Raw genomic sequence first — 15411 nt, 5'->3', positions numbered from 1 at the left:
AAAAGGAACGTTCGTCATTATCTAGTTTCATTTATGTATAATACTCTATACATAAGTGGATGCAGGTGCAAAACCTGTAAGTCCAGTTTCTCATATTGTTATATCCATTAGGGAATGGTATTGCAGCATTCCGAACCCTAACATGATGGGTTTCTCCGAAATCAATCTTATATTTCGACGGAAATATAAGAAAACGGTAAAGGTACGTCGCTGGACCTTTGCCTAATGGATATAAAGTACACATTCATCGTTCCGCAATAGCTCAGCGGTAGAGCAACCGGCTGTTAACCGGTAGGTCGTAGGTTCAAATCCTACTTGCGGAGCCATTATCATATTGTTATATCTATTAGGGAATGGATTCTCATCATTCTGAGCCCAACCCATTATAACTTTCTCCATAACCTTATATTTCAAAAAAGAGTATAAGGAAAGAAAGGTAAAGGTACGTTGCTCGACCTTTGCCTAATGGATATAACTTATACATTCATTATTTCGTAATAGCTCAGTGGTAGAGCAATCGGCTGTTAACCGATAGGTCGTAGGTTCGAATCCTACTTGCGGAGCCATTCATCTTCAGTGTAGTTTATGCGGAGCCAATTTTATCCGCAGCAAAACAGCGCGAGGCTAGCGAAGTAGCAGGTGTGAGTCCTGTCACTGAAGACCATACATATCATGATTGTGTTATTGGTCCAACTCCATGCACAATCACCAACATCTTATCTTATATGATAGACAAGTGAAAAGAACATAGGTTAGGGAACCAATCAGGTTTAAATATGTTAAGAACAGCCCATAACAACTCTCCCGTTCTGAGTAGCCCGGACGTTTACTGTAGGGAGTACAGGGATACGTCGTAACCGTATATAACCGCTATCATATAAGATTCTTTTTATCTCTCATAAGCTAATTTAGAGGAGTGATTTACTTGGGACATTGTGGGTATTGTCATGATATAGCAACGTTTCATTGTTCTAACAAACATTGTTATGAATCTAGGTCTTCTGTTTGTAAATCTTGTGGAGCTAATATTAATTTAATTTGTCAACATTGCCATTCTCGAATGGTAGAAGAGGATGAATTATAAAATTCTCATGCGGGTGTAGTTTAATGGTAGAACTTCAGCCTTCCAAGCTGATAGTGTGGGTTCGATTCCCATCACCCGCTCCATTTTGAAGATGAACGCTGAATTGGGTTCGCCTACTGTCTTCAAAATCATAGTATGATTTGTTTTAGTGGCGGAATAAGTAGACGCGATAGATGACGGGAAGAAATGAACGAATCTAGGAAGACGTTTCGCTTCCATGTGAGGTGTAAATCCTTACCTATTACAAATTAAATTCAGAAAAAAATTAAAAAAATCCAGAAAATCAACAAAACATTTTTTCAATATGATATGATTCCTACATAAGTTAACCATTGGTGACAGAATAGGGATATATATCATGCAGAGTGTAAATCTTTGCCCAATTTTTAATTATTTATTTCTCTTATCGGGTTTCTTAATCCGCAAAACACACAGTACCTCTCGAATAAACATACAGATTTCAGTGTTCATTCACTGTTCGGAGTTTAAGGACTCCGATAAGGGAAATAACCTTTTCGAATTAGTGGCGGAATAAGTAGACGCTAACGCAACGTGGGTTGAGATAGGTAGCGAAGAAAGAATTCCCGAAGTGCAGGAACCACAGCCCCTAAAAGGATAGACAAATGTGCAAACAGGCGGGTGGATTAGAGTATAGGGTTTCAGGGTAAAGAGACAGCTGCTTTCCTGATAAAATTTGCGGCTACCATGTAAGGTGAAAATCCTTACCTAGTACGAAAAAAACATGAGTAGGGTGTAAATACTTACTTAGTGTTTCCCAGGTATTGATGCTGACCGAAACGGCTGCTTAATATCGACCCCGGTGACTAAGCGAAATGCTAGCCCGGTACATATATTGGTCATTACATTGGCATGACTCGTGGGTGAGTGATGGAGTTAACTGAAAAGTAACCTGGTGTAAGAATAACAATTCCCAAGTTAGCCAATATCTCGTAAGATTTCATGATTGGTCTTGCAAAGAACCCTTGCGTTCTACGGCATTTAGCCGTGTCAATCATATATATAGTGGCTTGGCGCTGATAGCATAGTGTGAGCTATGTAAAGGTAGAGTGACAACCTATCGCTGTCTTACGACAGTCAATCTAAGCAGAACCAACCCTCCTTGTCTTCGTATGAAGGCGGAGATAGTTTCATGACACTGAGAGAAAAACCTATTGGGCAACGCTGACATAGGAAGTAGCGGCTCGGCGGCTGCATACACTCTAGCCAAACAGTTAAGAAACAAGAGGGAATTGGGAGGTTACAGAGTCTGAGGCGTGACAACTAAAGGCGGTAGCCAGTAACAGAAGAGAAATGTCGGGATGGCATGGTACCTTTTGTTACGGTCTAAGTACCTGGTCAGGGAAAGGATATGATGGCGTGTGGTATTTTGTAATCCAAAAGGTTACGAATCCACTGGAGTAGCACGTCGTCGGTCAAATAAGAATCTAATTAAAAATTCAATTGGTGAATTTACTTTATTAAGTATATCTAATACAAAGCGAAAGCCTGCTCCTCTACGGCACGAAAGCGACTTAATCCCTCACTACTTTGGTGGAATGAGGGACATGAAAAGAGCGCAACTCTTGGATTGTTTAGTAATGAATTGCACGGTTCTCTTAGCGGAGACTTAGAGTGGGGCACCATTCACGGAATAGGAGTTACTGAGTAGTGACGTAGCATATAGGAACCGCCACCTATTTAAAAAGGCAGTCGTGAGCAATACATAGTTGCCGAAAGGGAGTATGTGGATAAGAGACGAATCAATAATGTCTCTAAAGGTGCTCTTGAAAAAGTGTAATCTCAGCTATTTTCAAAGGTAAAGGGACTTTTGTTCCTTTTCACTTGGACCCTTAGCTCAGCTGGTTAGAGCAGACGGCTCATAACCGTCCGGTCGTAGGTTCGAGTCCTACAGGGTCCACCATATATGCGGGTGTAGTTTAATGGTAGAACTTCAGCCTTCCAAGCTGATAGCGTGGGTTCGATTCCCATCACCCGCTTTTAAATATGTCGAGTTGGCGAAATTGGCAAACGCACTGAGGGCACTCAGCGTCATGAGGTTCGAATCCTCTTAAGTGTATGGCACATATGACGAATTTGAAGGTTCAACTCCTTCACTCGGCTCATCATTCATTCCGCAATAGCTCAGTGGTAGAGCAGATGTACATATCTGTCGTGGGTTCGAATCCTACTTGTGGAGCCAATGTATTGTAACCAGCCAAAGTATACACTACATTAAACCAACCCTATTTACTCTATTAACGAGTAAATAGGGTTCTTTTTTATTCAATAAATCAATAAATCTTCGTTTACTTTTGAGAATTCAAAATTATTATATTAACAATTTAGATTTTATTAATTATAAATCTAGAAAAATTCATCAAATTTAAACGAAGAGAGGTTTTAAATTGAAAAAGAAAAATATCGTATTTTATATCCTTACTATAATTTTTTTCTTCCCATTTTTATATTATGCGTATTGGTATTTTGGTCCTCTTCAGGTAAAACAAATTGAATTTAAAGAAAATCATCAAATTTATGGGCAGTATTTTGGTTATGAAAATGCATATAGAATCAACTATATCAACAACAAAGAAACTGTAATTTCTGTTGGTTTAGGTTATGTTGATTCAGTGGAAAATTACTACATGAAAAATAACAAAAAGAAGGTTGGAATTTATATAATAAAAGGCAAATCTAATCGTCCACTCCCTTACCAGATAGGCTACCATAAGCATCCCAATGAGTATGTAGAAAATTATAAAATTAATAAAAAAATAAATGCTAATAACATAGAAGTTTATACAAAAGGCTTAGAGGATAAAGATTTTAAACAGATAAAAATATTTAACCAGTGAACTTAAATACAGAAAAGACCTATCCTGTTGAATTAGGATAAGTCTTTTTTTAGATTAAAACGAATCAAATTTTACGAATTCACCCATAGGTTTTCTGTATCCGCGTTTTCTAATCTTCGTTTCATCACCTTTACCAATTGTAATCATAAGCGCTGGTCTCATGTTATCAGGAGCGTTTAATATAGATTTAATGGTATCTTCATCAAAGCCAATCATCGGACATGTTTCCCAACCATAATGTTGTGCAGCATACATGAAGGACATTGCGCTTAATGCAGCATTACGGATTGCTTCTTCTTCTTGGAAACGCTCGCCTTTGCTTTCATATAAGCCTCTTGCTCCATTTACGATGTTTTCATATTCCCACTCATCAATCATTTTCAACATCTTCATGCCCATATAGATGTTTTCTACGTTTTGATAAGCATCTTTATCACCAAATACCAAAACAACAGCAGAAGCCGTGTGTATTTTGTGTTGGCGGAAACCAGCCTCTTTAATAAGTTCTTTTGTTTCTTTATCTCTTACAACAACATAGTGAGCATGTTGTAAGTTGAAACAAGAAGGGGAAAGCTTTGTTAATTCAAAAATTTTATGGAAATCTTCATCTGTCATTTCTACTCCCTCAACGAAGTTAACAGCTGAACGCCTTGCTTTTGCTAATTCTTCAAAATTCATCATTTATTTACATCTACCTTTCGTCTTTAAAACAATTGAAAAATAACATAGTTTCGTCATTAATCAATTAAAATCTCAAATTCGAGACATATATAATATTAAAGCTTTTACTTATAAACCTTTTATGTGGGTTAAAGTTTCAAAATTCGCATTATAGACCTAATGAGTATCTTGGTACGTCATAGGAAAAAGCAAAACAAAAAAGCAGAAGATTATGTACCATCTTCTGCTATGTATTTATTTACTTTTTAGGACTCGTTGAAAGATTAATAAGATTTATTAATCGCTTGTAAAACGAGTGGTGGAACTTCTAAATCTTGAACTAGTTTTGTAACTGCTTTTTCTATTCTTTCCGTAACTTCATCTTTTTCTAGGTCAACAAAGAAATTCGCATTTTCAAACTCTTCTTCGAATTTTAATTTAATGATTTCAAATTCAGGTTCTTCTGGTTTTAAATTCGTACAGTCGATGATAAATTCTGAGATATTTTCTATTTGACTATCTACGCATTCTCCAGAAACATAATCCAAGAATAAATCTACCATTGCAAATAAAGAGTTTTTAATAATTCCATTAAGTTCTTTTGACATTTTAAATCTTCCTTTCTTATTTCGAGCATTTTTTATTTAATTTACCTATACATTGTAAATTGAAATTATTATTTTGGGTAAATTTTCATAAAAATGTTGTGAAACATCAATTCAGTAGGGGAAGGGGGTCTGTTAGCAAGGATAAATATGTGTCAATTTTACATAGCAACAAACAAAAAAACCACAACTTATAAAAAAACGTGGTTTTTTCGATATGTTAATTTCTTTGCTATTATTTTTCTTTTTTATAAAATCTTTCACCTGTATCAGGATTGTAATACACTCTTGTTTTTTCTCCAGTTACAGGGTCAATATTTACTTCTTCTGTCGATTGAAATCCATTGGGAACCTTCTCACCGTGATTACGATTAAACCGTTTGTCATATATAAAATACCCAAGCAATATGCATACAATAAGTATTATAACTTCTAAGACATAATATCCTATAACGAATTTCATTATATTTTTTCCACAACAACAGCAGTGCCATATGACACGATTTCACTCATATTTTTTCCGATTTCTCCAGAGTCATATCTCATCATTATAATTGCGTTTGCTCCCATTTGCGTAGCATTTTTAATCATACGGTCCATAGCTTCTTTTCTTGAATCTTCAAGCATAGCGGTATATTGTTTAATTTCTCCGCCTACTAGGGATTTCAAACCTGCCATAATATCACCGCCAAGACCTCTACTTCTTACAATTAGACCAAATGTAGGTCCTTTAACTTCTACAATTTTGTATCCTTCAATGTTTTCTGTGGTAACTACCATCATATGAATCGCCTCCATTTTTTATATTCATTGGATGCATTATAGTTCCTTCTCATTGCTTAATACAGCCGAAAGAACCAATACATCAAAATTCGTCCTATTAAACGAAAACTCCTCCCTTATAACGGAGCCCGTTACCAATAGAGAGGAGTATCGCTACTTTTGTCATTTTTTATTTTCTTTTTGTATAAACAAGCTCACCATTAATAAAGGTCATTGTTGCTTTTGCCATGATATCAAAAGGATGCTTATCCCAAATTACAATATCTGCATGTTTTCCAACTTCTAATGAACCTACATGATTATCTACACCCAGATTACGAGCAGGGTGGAGGGTAATTGCTTTTAATGCTGCTTCTTCAGATAATCCTTCTTTCACAGCTAAAGCAGCTGCTAGAGGTAAATATCTAACTTCCATGTATGGATGGTCTGTAGTGATGGAAATATCAAGACCGGCATCAGATAATATTTTATAAGTGTCGAATGTTTTATTTCTTGTTTCGTATTTACTTCTTGCAGACATTGTAGGACCTAATGTAACAAAAGGTTTATTCTTTATTAGCTCATCTACAATGAAATGTCCTTCTGTACAATGCTCAATACGTAAATCCAAATTAAATTCTTCTGCTAAACGAATCACGCTTAAAATATCATTCGCTTGATGTGCGTGTACACGAATAGGGATTTCTCTTGCTAATACCCTTTTTAAATGTACATTTTCAAACGTTTCTTTTTCTGTCATAGCATCAACAAACGCTTTTCGAATTAAAGCGATAATACCCATTCGAGTAAGGTTATGTTTACTTTTTGGATTTTCACCTAATGCAATTTTTAGAGAATTATTTGCTTTTAAAATCATAGAATCAACATTTTTTCCATGTGTTTTAATAACACTAGTTAAGCCACCAATAGGATTAAAGCTACCAGGAAGGACTTGAACAGTGGTAATTCCATGTTGTATTGCTTCTTCAAAAGCAATATCTTGAGGATTGACACTATCAATTGCTCGTACAAAAGGAGCTACTGGTTGTGTTACTTCATTTGTATCTTTTCCTTCCCAACCTACACCTTCATTGTACATTCCTAAATGTGTATGCGCATCAATGAAACCAGGAAATACAAACTGTCCGTCGGCATCAATAATATTATCGGCTTGTTCTTCTAAATGAGTTTCTATTTTTTTAATAAGACCATCCTCTAGTAAAATGTCTCCTTTAAAGGAAGGGGAGACAATAGGGAATAGCGTTGCATTTTTAATAATGGTTTTCATAATTTTCAACTCCAGAAATCGTATATGTATTTTTTATGGTTTGTATAGACCCATTTTACTATTATTCATTTTGTTTTTTTGTGTTTTCTGGATTTATTTTATCATTATGAATTAATTTTAATGATTTCTATATTTCTCGTTGGTTTAAGTGCACTTCAATAGATAAAAAGGATAAAAATGATATTTATGTAAATATACCTATAGCACTATTGGATTACAAAAAAAGTAATACAATGTGCTCATGTACTAGGTAGCGTACAGCATTGCCCAGGCGGTTTAGGGTTAAATTCCGTTGGTCCACATTACTTAGAATCTAAATTCTAAGCTAGCTACCTATTGGAGTTGGAGTAATTCAGCTCACCCAGGAAGGCAACCCTGCGGTTCTCCGCCGGTGGGGACATGAAAAACGTTCCGGAAAATGTGTTTTAATTGTTGCCACAAAATATGTAAAAAAGACGTTCAGTTAATTGAACGTCTTTTGATGTATCTATTATTATGTTGTTTTGTAACTATCTATCTGAAAAATTCTGTAAAACTGCTTTTGTTTCAGATATAAGTTTTCTATAAGTTTCATAGTCTTCATTGATTAAAGCAGGATGGGAGTTGTTATATTGCTTAATGCAGGGAAACATTTCTTCCCAAAGCAAAAATCCTTGAAGCAATTGTTTTATCTTATAATTTTCTTCTTCATGTTTATAGGCGATATCCAATAACTTATTTAATTCAGATACATGAATTTCAGTTAAAGCTTTACCGTTTTCAAATCGTGAATTTCCGTTTGAGAGTTGTTCTTTTACTTTATCAATTTCCACTTGTGTATTTCTAAACATGTTCATTTTTCTCCTTTAACCCGTATTATGTAAGGCTCATGATTCATTGGTTAATAATATTACATTGGAATTTCTCTCTTTTTTCGTTGCATAACTACATATTGGAGTAATCTAAAACCCATTTCTCATAATTGTATTCCTCAGACATTTCGTGACCTTCATCACTGCCCCAGTATTTTAATTGATTTAATACATATTCCATTTCCTTATTACTAGAAGGTAAATCTAATTGCATCGGGCATTTGCGCCACCTATCGAAACAAGCAACATGGTCAGCAGAAATTCTACCGTTAATGTAGCCGTAGGCAGCATGTGTATGATTTTTATCATGCTCTGTACAAAAACCTGCTAATATGTTGTTTCCAGTAACTCTTGCAAATGTATATGTTCGGCGTTCTTCAACTTCTACTGAATATCCATTGTTCTTTAAAAACGTCACCAGGTTATTGAATTTATCCATTTCCATTCTCCTTTGTTTATATTTCACCTTATATTTATTCTTTGAACAAGTAGGGGAGGATACCAAAAGATACGTTAAAATAGCAATGGTAATTTTATATCTTCATGTTCTTGAGCCAATTCCCATAATTCTTGCAACCAAGTAGAAGTTACAACTCCAGCGGTTGTTCCATTTAAGAAGAACATATCAAATTTCCAATCAGCGTCACCTTTTTTAACAAGAGCCAAAAACCTTTCGGGGTTTTCACCGATTTTAAATTTAACTCCGATATTTCCGCTTTGTGCATATGCTGTAATAATTTTTATACTTGGATTTGATAACTCCGCTTCCGCAGCTCGTATTTCTTCTAAACGTTCATGAATTTGTACTTTTACTAATTCAGCTGCTTGCTTTTGGAATTCTTTTTCATGTTTATTAAATGTTTGTTGCCGAATATTTTTATAGGATTCAGGAAAAAAGGTTATGAAAAACTCATTTTGATATCCATTATAGAATTTTAGTTCGAATTTTCCTGCTGTTCCGGTATTTAGTTTAAATCTTCCTTTTGCAGTCCAAGCTCCATCTATAAATTTTAGAGTAGGGCGGTTTAACCAAGCTTTTGTTATGTTGTATTTTGACATAATATCACCTCAAGAGTTTTCTATATTATAAGATGTTTTTGGAAGGATTGTCATTTTTTCTATAAATAAATGAGCAACCTTCATTATCAGGTGTCCATATACAAAAAAAACAAGGAACACGGTCCTTGTTTTGTAGTTAATCTATTATAATTCGAATTCTATTGGTTCCTCGCTACCATTGTACCAAGTATAGGATACCAATCTGCAATCTTCAGGATTGACTTCGAATTTCTTTGCCATTTCTTCTGCGATGCTTCGCAATTCTTTTAGAGAATGATTCGCCTTACCTTTTTTGTCTCCGTAATCATTCGCATATGCAAGAATGTAATCGACGCCCCATCGCGTATCACTTTCTTTGCCAGATACATGTTTTTCAACTGGAACGTAGTCATGTTTCGAGTTCATGTATTGAAAGAGTTCCACTTTTCCATCCCATTCATCCACATAATCTGGTTTTCCAAGAAGAGGGGAGAAGTATTCGTATGCTTCATGAATGCTTTTTCCTCTTAACATAGGAAGTTCGGCTCTTAACACTGTTTTTGATTCATTATAACTCATAAAAAGAGTCTCCTTTTACTAATCTAAATAGGCATAACTATTTTTGTTTTCATTATGTATCAATTATCATCACTTATTGCGATGAATACCCTGAAATTATCAATATATGTATATTTAGGTCATCTACTTGTTGCGTTTTGTTTATATGCAACAAATGGATAAAAGTCCGCTCTTACTTATTTGTATTGAGAGACCGATATTTGAATGTGTAGGTAATTTCTGAATTTATTTATTTAGAATTTCTTATTCATTAATTTCTAAAATAACGTTCATTCTGTCATTACGGCTTGCTAATCTTGTGTAATACCAAAATAGATTGTCTTCATCTACATTCCAATCACTTTTTTTATGTTCAAAAAACAATCCTTTGTTCTCTTCTAAGTTAATTTCATTAAGTTTTTCTGGATTTTTTTTGATTTGTTCTAGTAATTGAGCATCATAGATAGTCCAAACGCGCTCGATATTAAGACCATCAATTTTTTTAGAATTTAAATCAGAATTACTACTTACACGTACCTCAATCAGTTGTCTTTTCATGTTGCAATCACCTTTTCCTTTCCGAACATTCAATGTTCTTACATATGATTATAAACACAATAAAAAAGCTAGAATGTATTCTTCTAGTCTTTACGAAATTGTGCTGAAAACATAAGTAATATGAATATATATGGTTTTGTTTTTTTAATTGCTTTGGCTATTATAGCATATTGGGTTTTGAAATGTCATGAATTCAGAAAAAAATTTTGGATTTGGTTTTTATTATTTATAATTTTTTCAGAAATTTATTTTTAGCACAATTTTCTAGAAATAGTCTACAATATATACAAAAAACAAAGGAGCAAAAAAACATGAATCCAAAAAATGATGTGTATGTTTATTATTCGGACAACAAGATAAATCAATGTATGGAAATTTTAAAGAATTATCCAGAGTTAGTATATGAACCAATTATTTTCGAGGAAACGATTCTCTTTGATGCTATAGCTCGCAAAAATCATGAATGGATAAAGGAGTTACTAACATTAGGTATAGACTTAATGAAAGGGGATAAAATGAAACAATTCCCTTTAGCAGAAGCTTTGAGAAGAGATGATTATACAACCATAAAGCTTTTAGTTGAAGCAGGAGCCGATGTAAATAAGGTGAATGAAGAGGGAGATGAAGGTCTATCTTTTTCAGTTATTCATGATGATATTCAGATATCGGAGTTTTTAATCCAAAAGGGCGGACGTATTAAAAAATATAAATTTGTCATTGATAATATAGGAAGTTCCGAAATGGTGACATTATTAGAGAAACATGAACATGTTTTCTGCCAAGAGGGTGCTTCCTATTGGGAAGAACAGAGATTGGCATTACTCATGAAAGAACCTAGAAATTCTGTTGTTTCTGCTTAACTTTGTTTGAAGCATAATAAAGCAATTTATACCACCACAATAAATATGTAATTAAAAGCAGCCGATTGGTTGCTTTTTTGTTATATCAATAAAATATTTGTTGGGTATTTAGACTCATTTGAATTCTATCCTTTTATTAGAATTATATGTTTTAAGGACGTGGTAAGTAATAAATTTTTCGCATTTTATATTTTATTAAAAAAATGAAAGGGGTTCCAAATCCGAGAATGAAACATAACAATGAAGTAAAAAAAGAATTTATTAATCAATTATAAGGTAGGTGATGAATAAATGCATCGTTCTGAAGTGGTAATCGGAGTAGACATTGGAACAACTAGTACAAAATCCGTAGTGTTTGACATGAAAGGTCATGTTTTAGCAACTCACGGGGTAGAGTATCCATTATTTAATCCAAAACCATCATGGGCTGAGCAAAACCCACAAACTATTTTCAATGCATTTATTGATAGCATTTCCGTTTCTATACAAAAAGCAAACGTTACAGCGCAGCAGATTGTTGGGATTGGTATAAGTACCGCTATGCATTCGTTAATCGCTGTGGACGAAAATTGTGACCCTCTCACACAAGTGATTGTTTGGGCGGATAACCGAAGTGTTCAGCAATCCAAAAAAATATTAAATGAATACAACGGAATGGAGATTTACAAACGAACAGGGACACCAATTCATCCGATGTCTCCATTATCAAAATTAATGTGGTTTAAAGAAGAAGAACCAGAACTGTACGAAAAAACGCATAAGTTCATTTCTATTAAAGAATATGTTTTATATCATCTTTTCGGTGAATATGTAGTAGATTATTCTATTGCTTCTGCTACGGGGCTGTTCAATTTAAAAGATTTGGATTGGGATACAGATGTATTAAATTTACTAAATTTAGATAAAAACAAATTATCTACACCGGTACCAACCACTCATATCTTAGATAACATGAAATTTGAATTCGCATCTCGTATGGGTATACAAACTTCTACTAAGTTTGTAATTGGAGCGAGTGATGGCGTATTAGCGAATGTCGGAGTAGGGGCTATTAGTCCAAAAGAAACAGCCGTAACAATTGGTACGAGTGGAGCAATACGTACAGTTGCTGATAAACCATTAGTGGATGAGCAAGGAAGAACGTTTTGTTATGCTTTGTCAGATGACCATTGGGTAATTGGAGGTCCAACCAATAATGGGGGGATTATGCTTAGATGGTTACGCGATGAATTTGCCGGCACAGAAAAAGAAATTGCAAAGCGTTTACAGGTAGACCCTTATGACTTAATGATTCAATATGCTGAAAAGGTTCCAGCTGGAGCTGATGGCTTATTGTTCTTACCGTTCTTATCAGGAGAGCGAGCTCCATATTGGAATGCAAATGCACGAGGCGTATTCTTCGGTATAAGCTTGCACCATAAACGAGAGCATTTTATTCGCGCAGTTTTAGAAGGAGTCATCTTAAGTGTATTCTCTGTAGGTGTTGCTCTCCGTTCTTTAACTGGGACTAGTTCTATTATTAGGGCTTCTGGTGGTTTTGCACGTTCGGAAACATGGAGACAAATATTGTCCGATGTAACAGGAAGGGAAGTGTTGGTTCCTGAAAGTCATGAAGCTTCTGCTTTAGGAGCAGCTTCACTCGTTCTTTTAGCTACAAAACACATTCATAGTTTAGAAGATGTAAAAAACCAGATTCATATTACACATCAACATGAACCAAATCTAGAGAATAACGCTATATATATGGAGATGTATTATATGTATGACCGTTTATATCACAAACTAAAAGATGATTTTGATATCATCTCACAATTCCAAAGACATGGTTACTTTTGATTAGGGAGGATATATTATGTTGCTATTTATTGTATTAGCAGCAATCGTAGCTTTGCTCTTGCTTATCACTTGGGCAAAAATGAACCCGTTTGTTGCGTTATTAATTACGGCTATTGGTGTAGGTCTTGCAACAGGTATGCCGATTGTATCGTCTGACCCGGCAACCACACCAGGTATTATAGATTCTATTAAAGCTGGAATGGGAAATACATTAGGATTTTTAGCAATTGTATTAGCTTTAGGTACAATGTTAGGAAAAATGATGGCAGAATCAGGTGGGGCAGAACGTATTGCTCGCACATTACTTGACCGCTTTGGCAAAAAACACGTTCATTGGGCTATGATGTTCGTTGCATTTATTGTTGGTATTCCTGTATTCTTCCAAGTAGGTTTCGTATTATTAGTTCCACTTTTATTTACGATTGCTATGGAAACTGGAATTTCATTAGTAGCTATCGGTGTTCCTTTAGTTGCTGGTTTATCAGTTGTACACGGATTAGTTCCTCCGCATCCAGCTGCAATGGCAACTGTAGGTATTTATAAAGCAGATGTTGGTATTACAATTCTATATTCTTTACTAATAGGTCTTCCAACAGCAATTGTTGCTGGTCCACTATACGGTAAATGGATTGGAAAGAGAATACATAAAACTGTTCCAAAAGAAATGGGAGAACAATTAACATCTAACAAAGATGAAATCAAAGAGCTTCCTGGATTTGCAAATACATTGTTCACCATTTTAATTCCTGTATTTTTAATGTTATCTTCTTCTGTAGCAGATTTAACATTGGAAAAAGGCACAATGATATTCCAAACTTTGAAATTCATTGGAGACCCAATCGTGGCATTATTAATTGCAACACTATATTCATTCTTTAGTTTAGGATATGCAAGAGGGTTTAATCGCGATAAGATTTTAAAATTTACAAATGATGCTTTAGCTCCAACAGCAAGTATTCTACTTGTAATTGGTGCAGGTGGAGCATTTAACAAAGTTCTTTTAGATTCTGGAATCGGAACATATATTGCTGATATAGCAAAAGATTCTCATGTTTCACCAATTCTTTTAGCTTGGACAATCGCTGCATTGATTCGTGTAGCAACAGGTTCTGCTACTGTATCTATGATGACAGCTGCTGGTATCGTTGCTCCAATCGCAGCAACTATGCCTGGAGTGAATTTAGAATTACTTGTTCTTGCAACAGGTGCAGGTTCTCTAATTCTTTCTCACGTAAATGATTCTGGTTTTTGGTTAATCAAAGAATACTTTGGTATGACAGTTAAAGAAACATTACTTACATGGACTGCATTAGAAACGATTTTATCAGTGGTAGCGTTAATTCTTATTTTGATTTTAAATGTTTTTGTATAAATTTTAATGTTTCATTGAAAGCAAAAAAACAGGTTATATAGATGATATATAACCTGTTTTTTATAAAAAATCATAGTTTAATCCTTTTCTGTAACGGTTCCACCAAATATATCAAGGTTTTAGAATGATTGTGAAAAATATAAAATGATTGATGCGAAAAGGATTTTTGTGTATGATGAAAATAGAAAAAGTTGGTTTATCTGGGGTTGAATAGTAACATAAGATGTTTTTAAATTTTAATGCAGCAAAAAAAGCAAGAAGTTACAGACAGTTGAATAGTAACATAAGATGTTTTTAAATATAAAGTTAATTGTTCAACTTCATACCAGATATAGTTGAATAAGAACATAAGATGTTTTTAAATAATCAGCCACTTACATGATAAAAATAAGTTGAAAATTAACATAAGATGTTTTTAAATACGCCCATTAAACGGAATGCTTGTTCATGTAAAGGTTGAATAATAACATAAAATGTTTTTAAATGAATCTTTTTCTTGTGCAACGCGTCTATTGAATAGTAATATAGGATGTTTTTAAATTGTATATATGATTGCCCTAATTAATGGTAAATAGATTTGAACAAGAACATAATATGTTTTTAAATATACATATTGCTTTTATTAATCGCGATATTAATAGTTGAATACAAACATAGGGTGATTTTAAATAGTTTACTATTAGTGTCATCAATTTTCTCATTGAATACTAACATAAGATGTTTTTAAATACTAAGGGGCATAAAACACTTTTGTTCCGATTTGTGTTTAAAATTAACATAGGATGTTTTTAAATAATTGTGGACATTTTACTCCTTTAAAAAAGTTGAATAAGAACATAAGATGTTTTTAAATAAGATTAGCATATTAGCCACCTCTATGGGTGTCACGTTGAACAATAACATAAGATGTTTTTAAATGATGCTGTTCGCTACATAGATTTTGTTGTATGATTTGAATACTAACATAGGATGTTTTTAAATATGTCTCCGATAATCTTCGTCGCTTGTGTTTTTTTATTGAAAAATAACTAAAAGTAGTTTTTAAATTTAGAATATTTATGGTGTGCCAGTTTCTAGTTTTGAA

The 15411-nt window shown here is 34.0% G+C and carries 14 protein-coding genes and 7 tRNA genes; 11 read left to right on the top strand and 10 right to left on the bottom strand.

Annotated features, from left to right (window positions below; translation table 11 throughout):
* The first annotated feature begins 251 nt into the window (after positions 1 to 251).
* The 8 genes from PDL00_RS06025 to PDL00_RS05990 all read left to right on the top strand — a co-directional run bounded on the left by PDL00_RS06025 (position 252) and on the right by PDL00_RS05990 (position 3939).
* A tRNA-Asn gene (locus tag PDL00_RS06025) sits at positions 252 to 326 on the top strand.
* Between the two features lie 165 nt (positions 327 to 491).
* Positions 492 to 566: transfer RNA gene (locus PDL00_RS06020), tRNA-Asn, on the top strand.
* A 527-nt stretch (positions 567 to 1093) separates the two neighbouring features.
* A tRNA-Gly gene (locus PDL00_RS06015) sits at positions 1094 to 1167 on the top strand.
* Between the two features lie 1761 nt (positions 1168 to 2928).
* A tRNA-Ile gene (locus PDL00_RS06010) sits at positions 2929 to 3005 on the top strand.
* Positions 3006 to 3010: 5 nt separating this feature from the next.
* A tRNA-Gly gene (locus tag PDL00_RS06005) sits at positions 3011 to 3081 on the top strand.
* A 9-nt stretch (positions 3082 to 3090) separates the two neighbouring features.
* Positions 3091 to 3205, top strand: a tRNA-OTHER gene (locus PDL00_RS06000).
* Positions 3206 to 3215: 10 nt separating this feature from the next.
* A tRNA-OTHER gene (locus tag PDL00_RS05995) sits at positions 3216 to 3284 on the top strand.
* Positions 3285 to 3489: 205 nt separating this feature from the next.
* On the top strand, positions 3490 to 3939 hold the full coding sequence (locus PDL00_RS05990) for a hypothetical protein (protein ID WP_270727502.1): 450 nt from the start codon (positions 3490 to 3492) through the stop codon (positions 3937 to 3939).
* A 54-nt stretch (positions 3940 to 3993) separates the two neighbouring features.
* On the opposite strand, the gene PDL00_RS05985 is transcribed toward PDL00_RS05990, so the two are convergent.
* From PDL00_RS05985 to PDL00_RS05940, 10 genes are all read right to left on the bottom strand, one after another.
* On the bottom strand, positions 3994 to 4620 hold the full coding sequence (locus PDL00_RS05985) for a nitroreductase family protein (RefSeq protein ID WP_240527636.1): 627 nt from the start codon (positions 4618 to 4620) through the stop codon (positions 3994 to 3996).
* 263 nt (positions 4621 to 4883) lie between these two features.
* On the bottom strand, positions 4884 to 5207 hold the full coding sequence (locus PDL00_RS05980) for a hypothetical protein (RefSeq protein ID WP_270727500.1): 324 nt from the start codon (positions 5205 to 5207) through the stop codon (positions 4884 to 4886).
* A 232-nt stretch (positions 5208 to 5439) separates the two neighbouring features.
* Positions 5440 to 5667 (bottom strand): hypothetical protein, encoded by a 228-nt coding sequence (locus tag PDL00_RS05975; RefSeq protein ID WP_270727498.1) that lies wholly within the window; start codon positions 5665 to 5667, stop codon positions 5440 to 5442.
* Positions 5667 to 5987, bottom strand: a complete 321-nt coding sequence (locus tag PDL00_RS05970; protein ID WP_098007017.1) for a YbjQ family protein — start codon at positions 5985 to 5987, stop codon at positions 5667 to 5669. Before PDL00_RS05970 ends, PDL00_RS05975 begins: the two co-directional genes overlap by 1 nt.
* Before the next feature lie 169 nt (positions 5988 to 6156).
* The gene (locus tag PDL00_RS05965) at positions 6157 to 7254 is read right to left on the bottom strand and encodes an amidohydrolase (protein ID WP_270727493.1); all 1098 of its coding nucleotides are present in this window, start codon (positions 7252 to 7254) and stop codon (positions 6157 to 6159) included.
* Between the two features lie 509 nt (positions 7255 to 7763).
* Positions 7764 to 8084 (bottom strand): hypothetical protein, encoded by a 321-nt coding sequence (locus tag PDL00_RS05960; protein WP_270727491.1) that lies wholly within the window; start codon positions 8082 to 8084, stop codon positions 7764 to 7766.
* 94 nt (positions 8085 to 8178) lie between these two features.
* Complete coding sequence (locus PDL00_RS05955) at positions 8179 to 8544, bottom strand: hypothetical protein (protein ID WP_270727487.1); 366 nt, start codon at positions 8542 to 8544, stop codon at positions 8179 to 8181.
* 74 nt (positions 8545 to 8618) lie between these two features.
* Positions 8619 to 9164 carry a hypothetical protein gene (locus PDL00_RS05950; protein WP_270727485.1) on the bottom strand — a complete coding sequence of 182 codons (546 nt, stop codon included), beginning with the start codon at positions 9162 to 9164 and terminating at the stop codon, positions 8619 to 8621.
* A 144-nt stretch (positions 9165 to 9308) separates the two neighbouring features.
* Positions 9309 to 9722 carry a hypothetical protein gene (locus tag PDL00_RS05945; protein ID WP_270727482.1) on the bottom strand — a complete coding sequence of 138 codons (414 nt, stop codon included), beginning with the start codon at positions 9720 to 9722 and terminating at the stop codon, positions 9309 to 9311.
* Positions 9723 to 9965: 243 nt separating this feature from the next.
* The gene (locus PDL00_RS05940) at positions 9966 to 10259 is read right to left on the bottom strand and encodes a hypothetical protein (RefSeq protein ID WP_270727480.1); all 294 of its coding nucleotides are present in this window, start codon (positions 10257 to 10259) and stop codon (positions 9966 to 9968) included.
* Positions 10260 to 10570: 311 nt separating this feature from the next.
* On the opposite strand from PDL00_RS05940, the gene PDL00_RS05935 reads away from it, so the two are divergent.
* The 3 genes from PDL00_RS05935 (at position 10571) to PDL00_RS05925 (ending at position 14327) form a co-directional block, all read left to right on the top strand.
* Positions 10571 to 11119, top strand: coding sequence for an ankyrin repeat domain-containing protein (locus tag PDL00_RS05935; protein ID WP_270727477.1), 549 nt, complete (start codon positions 10571 to 10573; stop codon positions 11117 to 11119).
* A gap of 291 nt (positions 11120 to 11410) precedes the next feature.
* The gene (gntK, locus tag PDL00_RS05930) at positions 11411 to 12955 is read left to right on the top strand and encodes a gluconokinase (RefSeq protein ID WP_270727474.1); all 1545 of its coding nucleotides are present in this window, start codon (positions 11411 to 11413) and stop codon (positions 12953 to 12955) included.
* Positions 12956 to 12971: 16 nt separating this feature from the next.
* Entirely contained in the window at positions 12972 to 14327 is a 1356-nt protein-coding gene (locus PDL00_RS05925; protein ID WP_270727472.1) for a GntP family permease, read from the top strand.
* Positions 14328 to 15411: the final 1084 nt, after the last annotated feature.

Origin of the sequence: Bacillus cereus group sp. TH152-1LC, from assembly GCF_027710505.1 — a bacterium.
Classification (GTDB): Bacteria; Bacillota; Bacilli; order Bacillales; family Bacillaceae_G; genus Bacillus_A; species Bacillus_A mobilis.
This window is presented reverse-complemented; position numbering and strand designations above follow the sequence as displayed.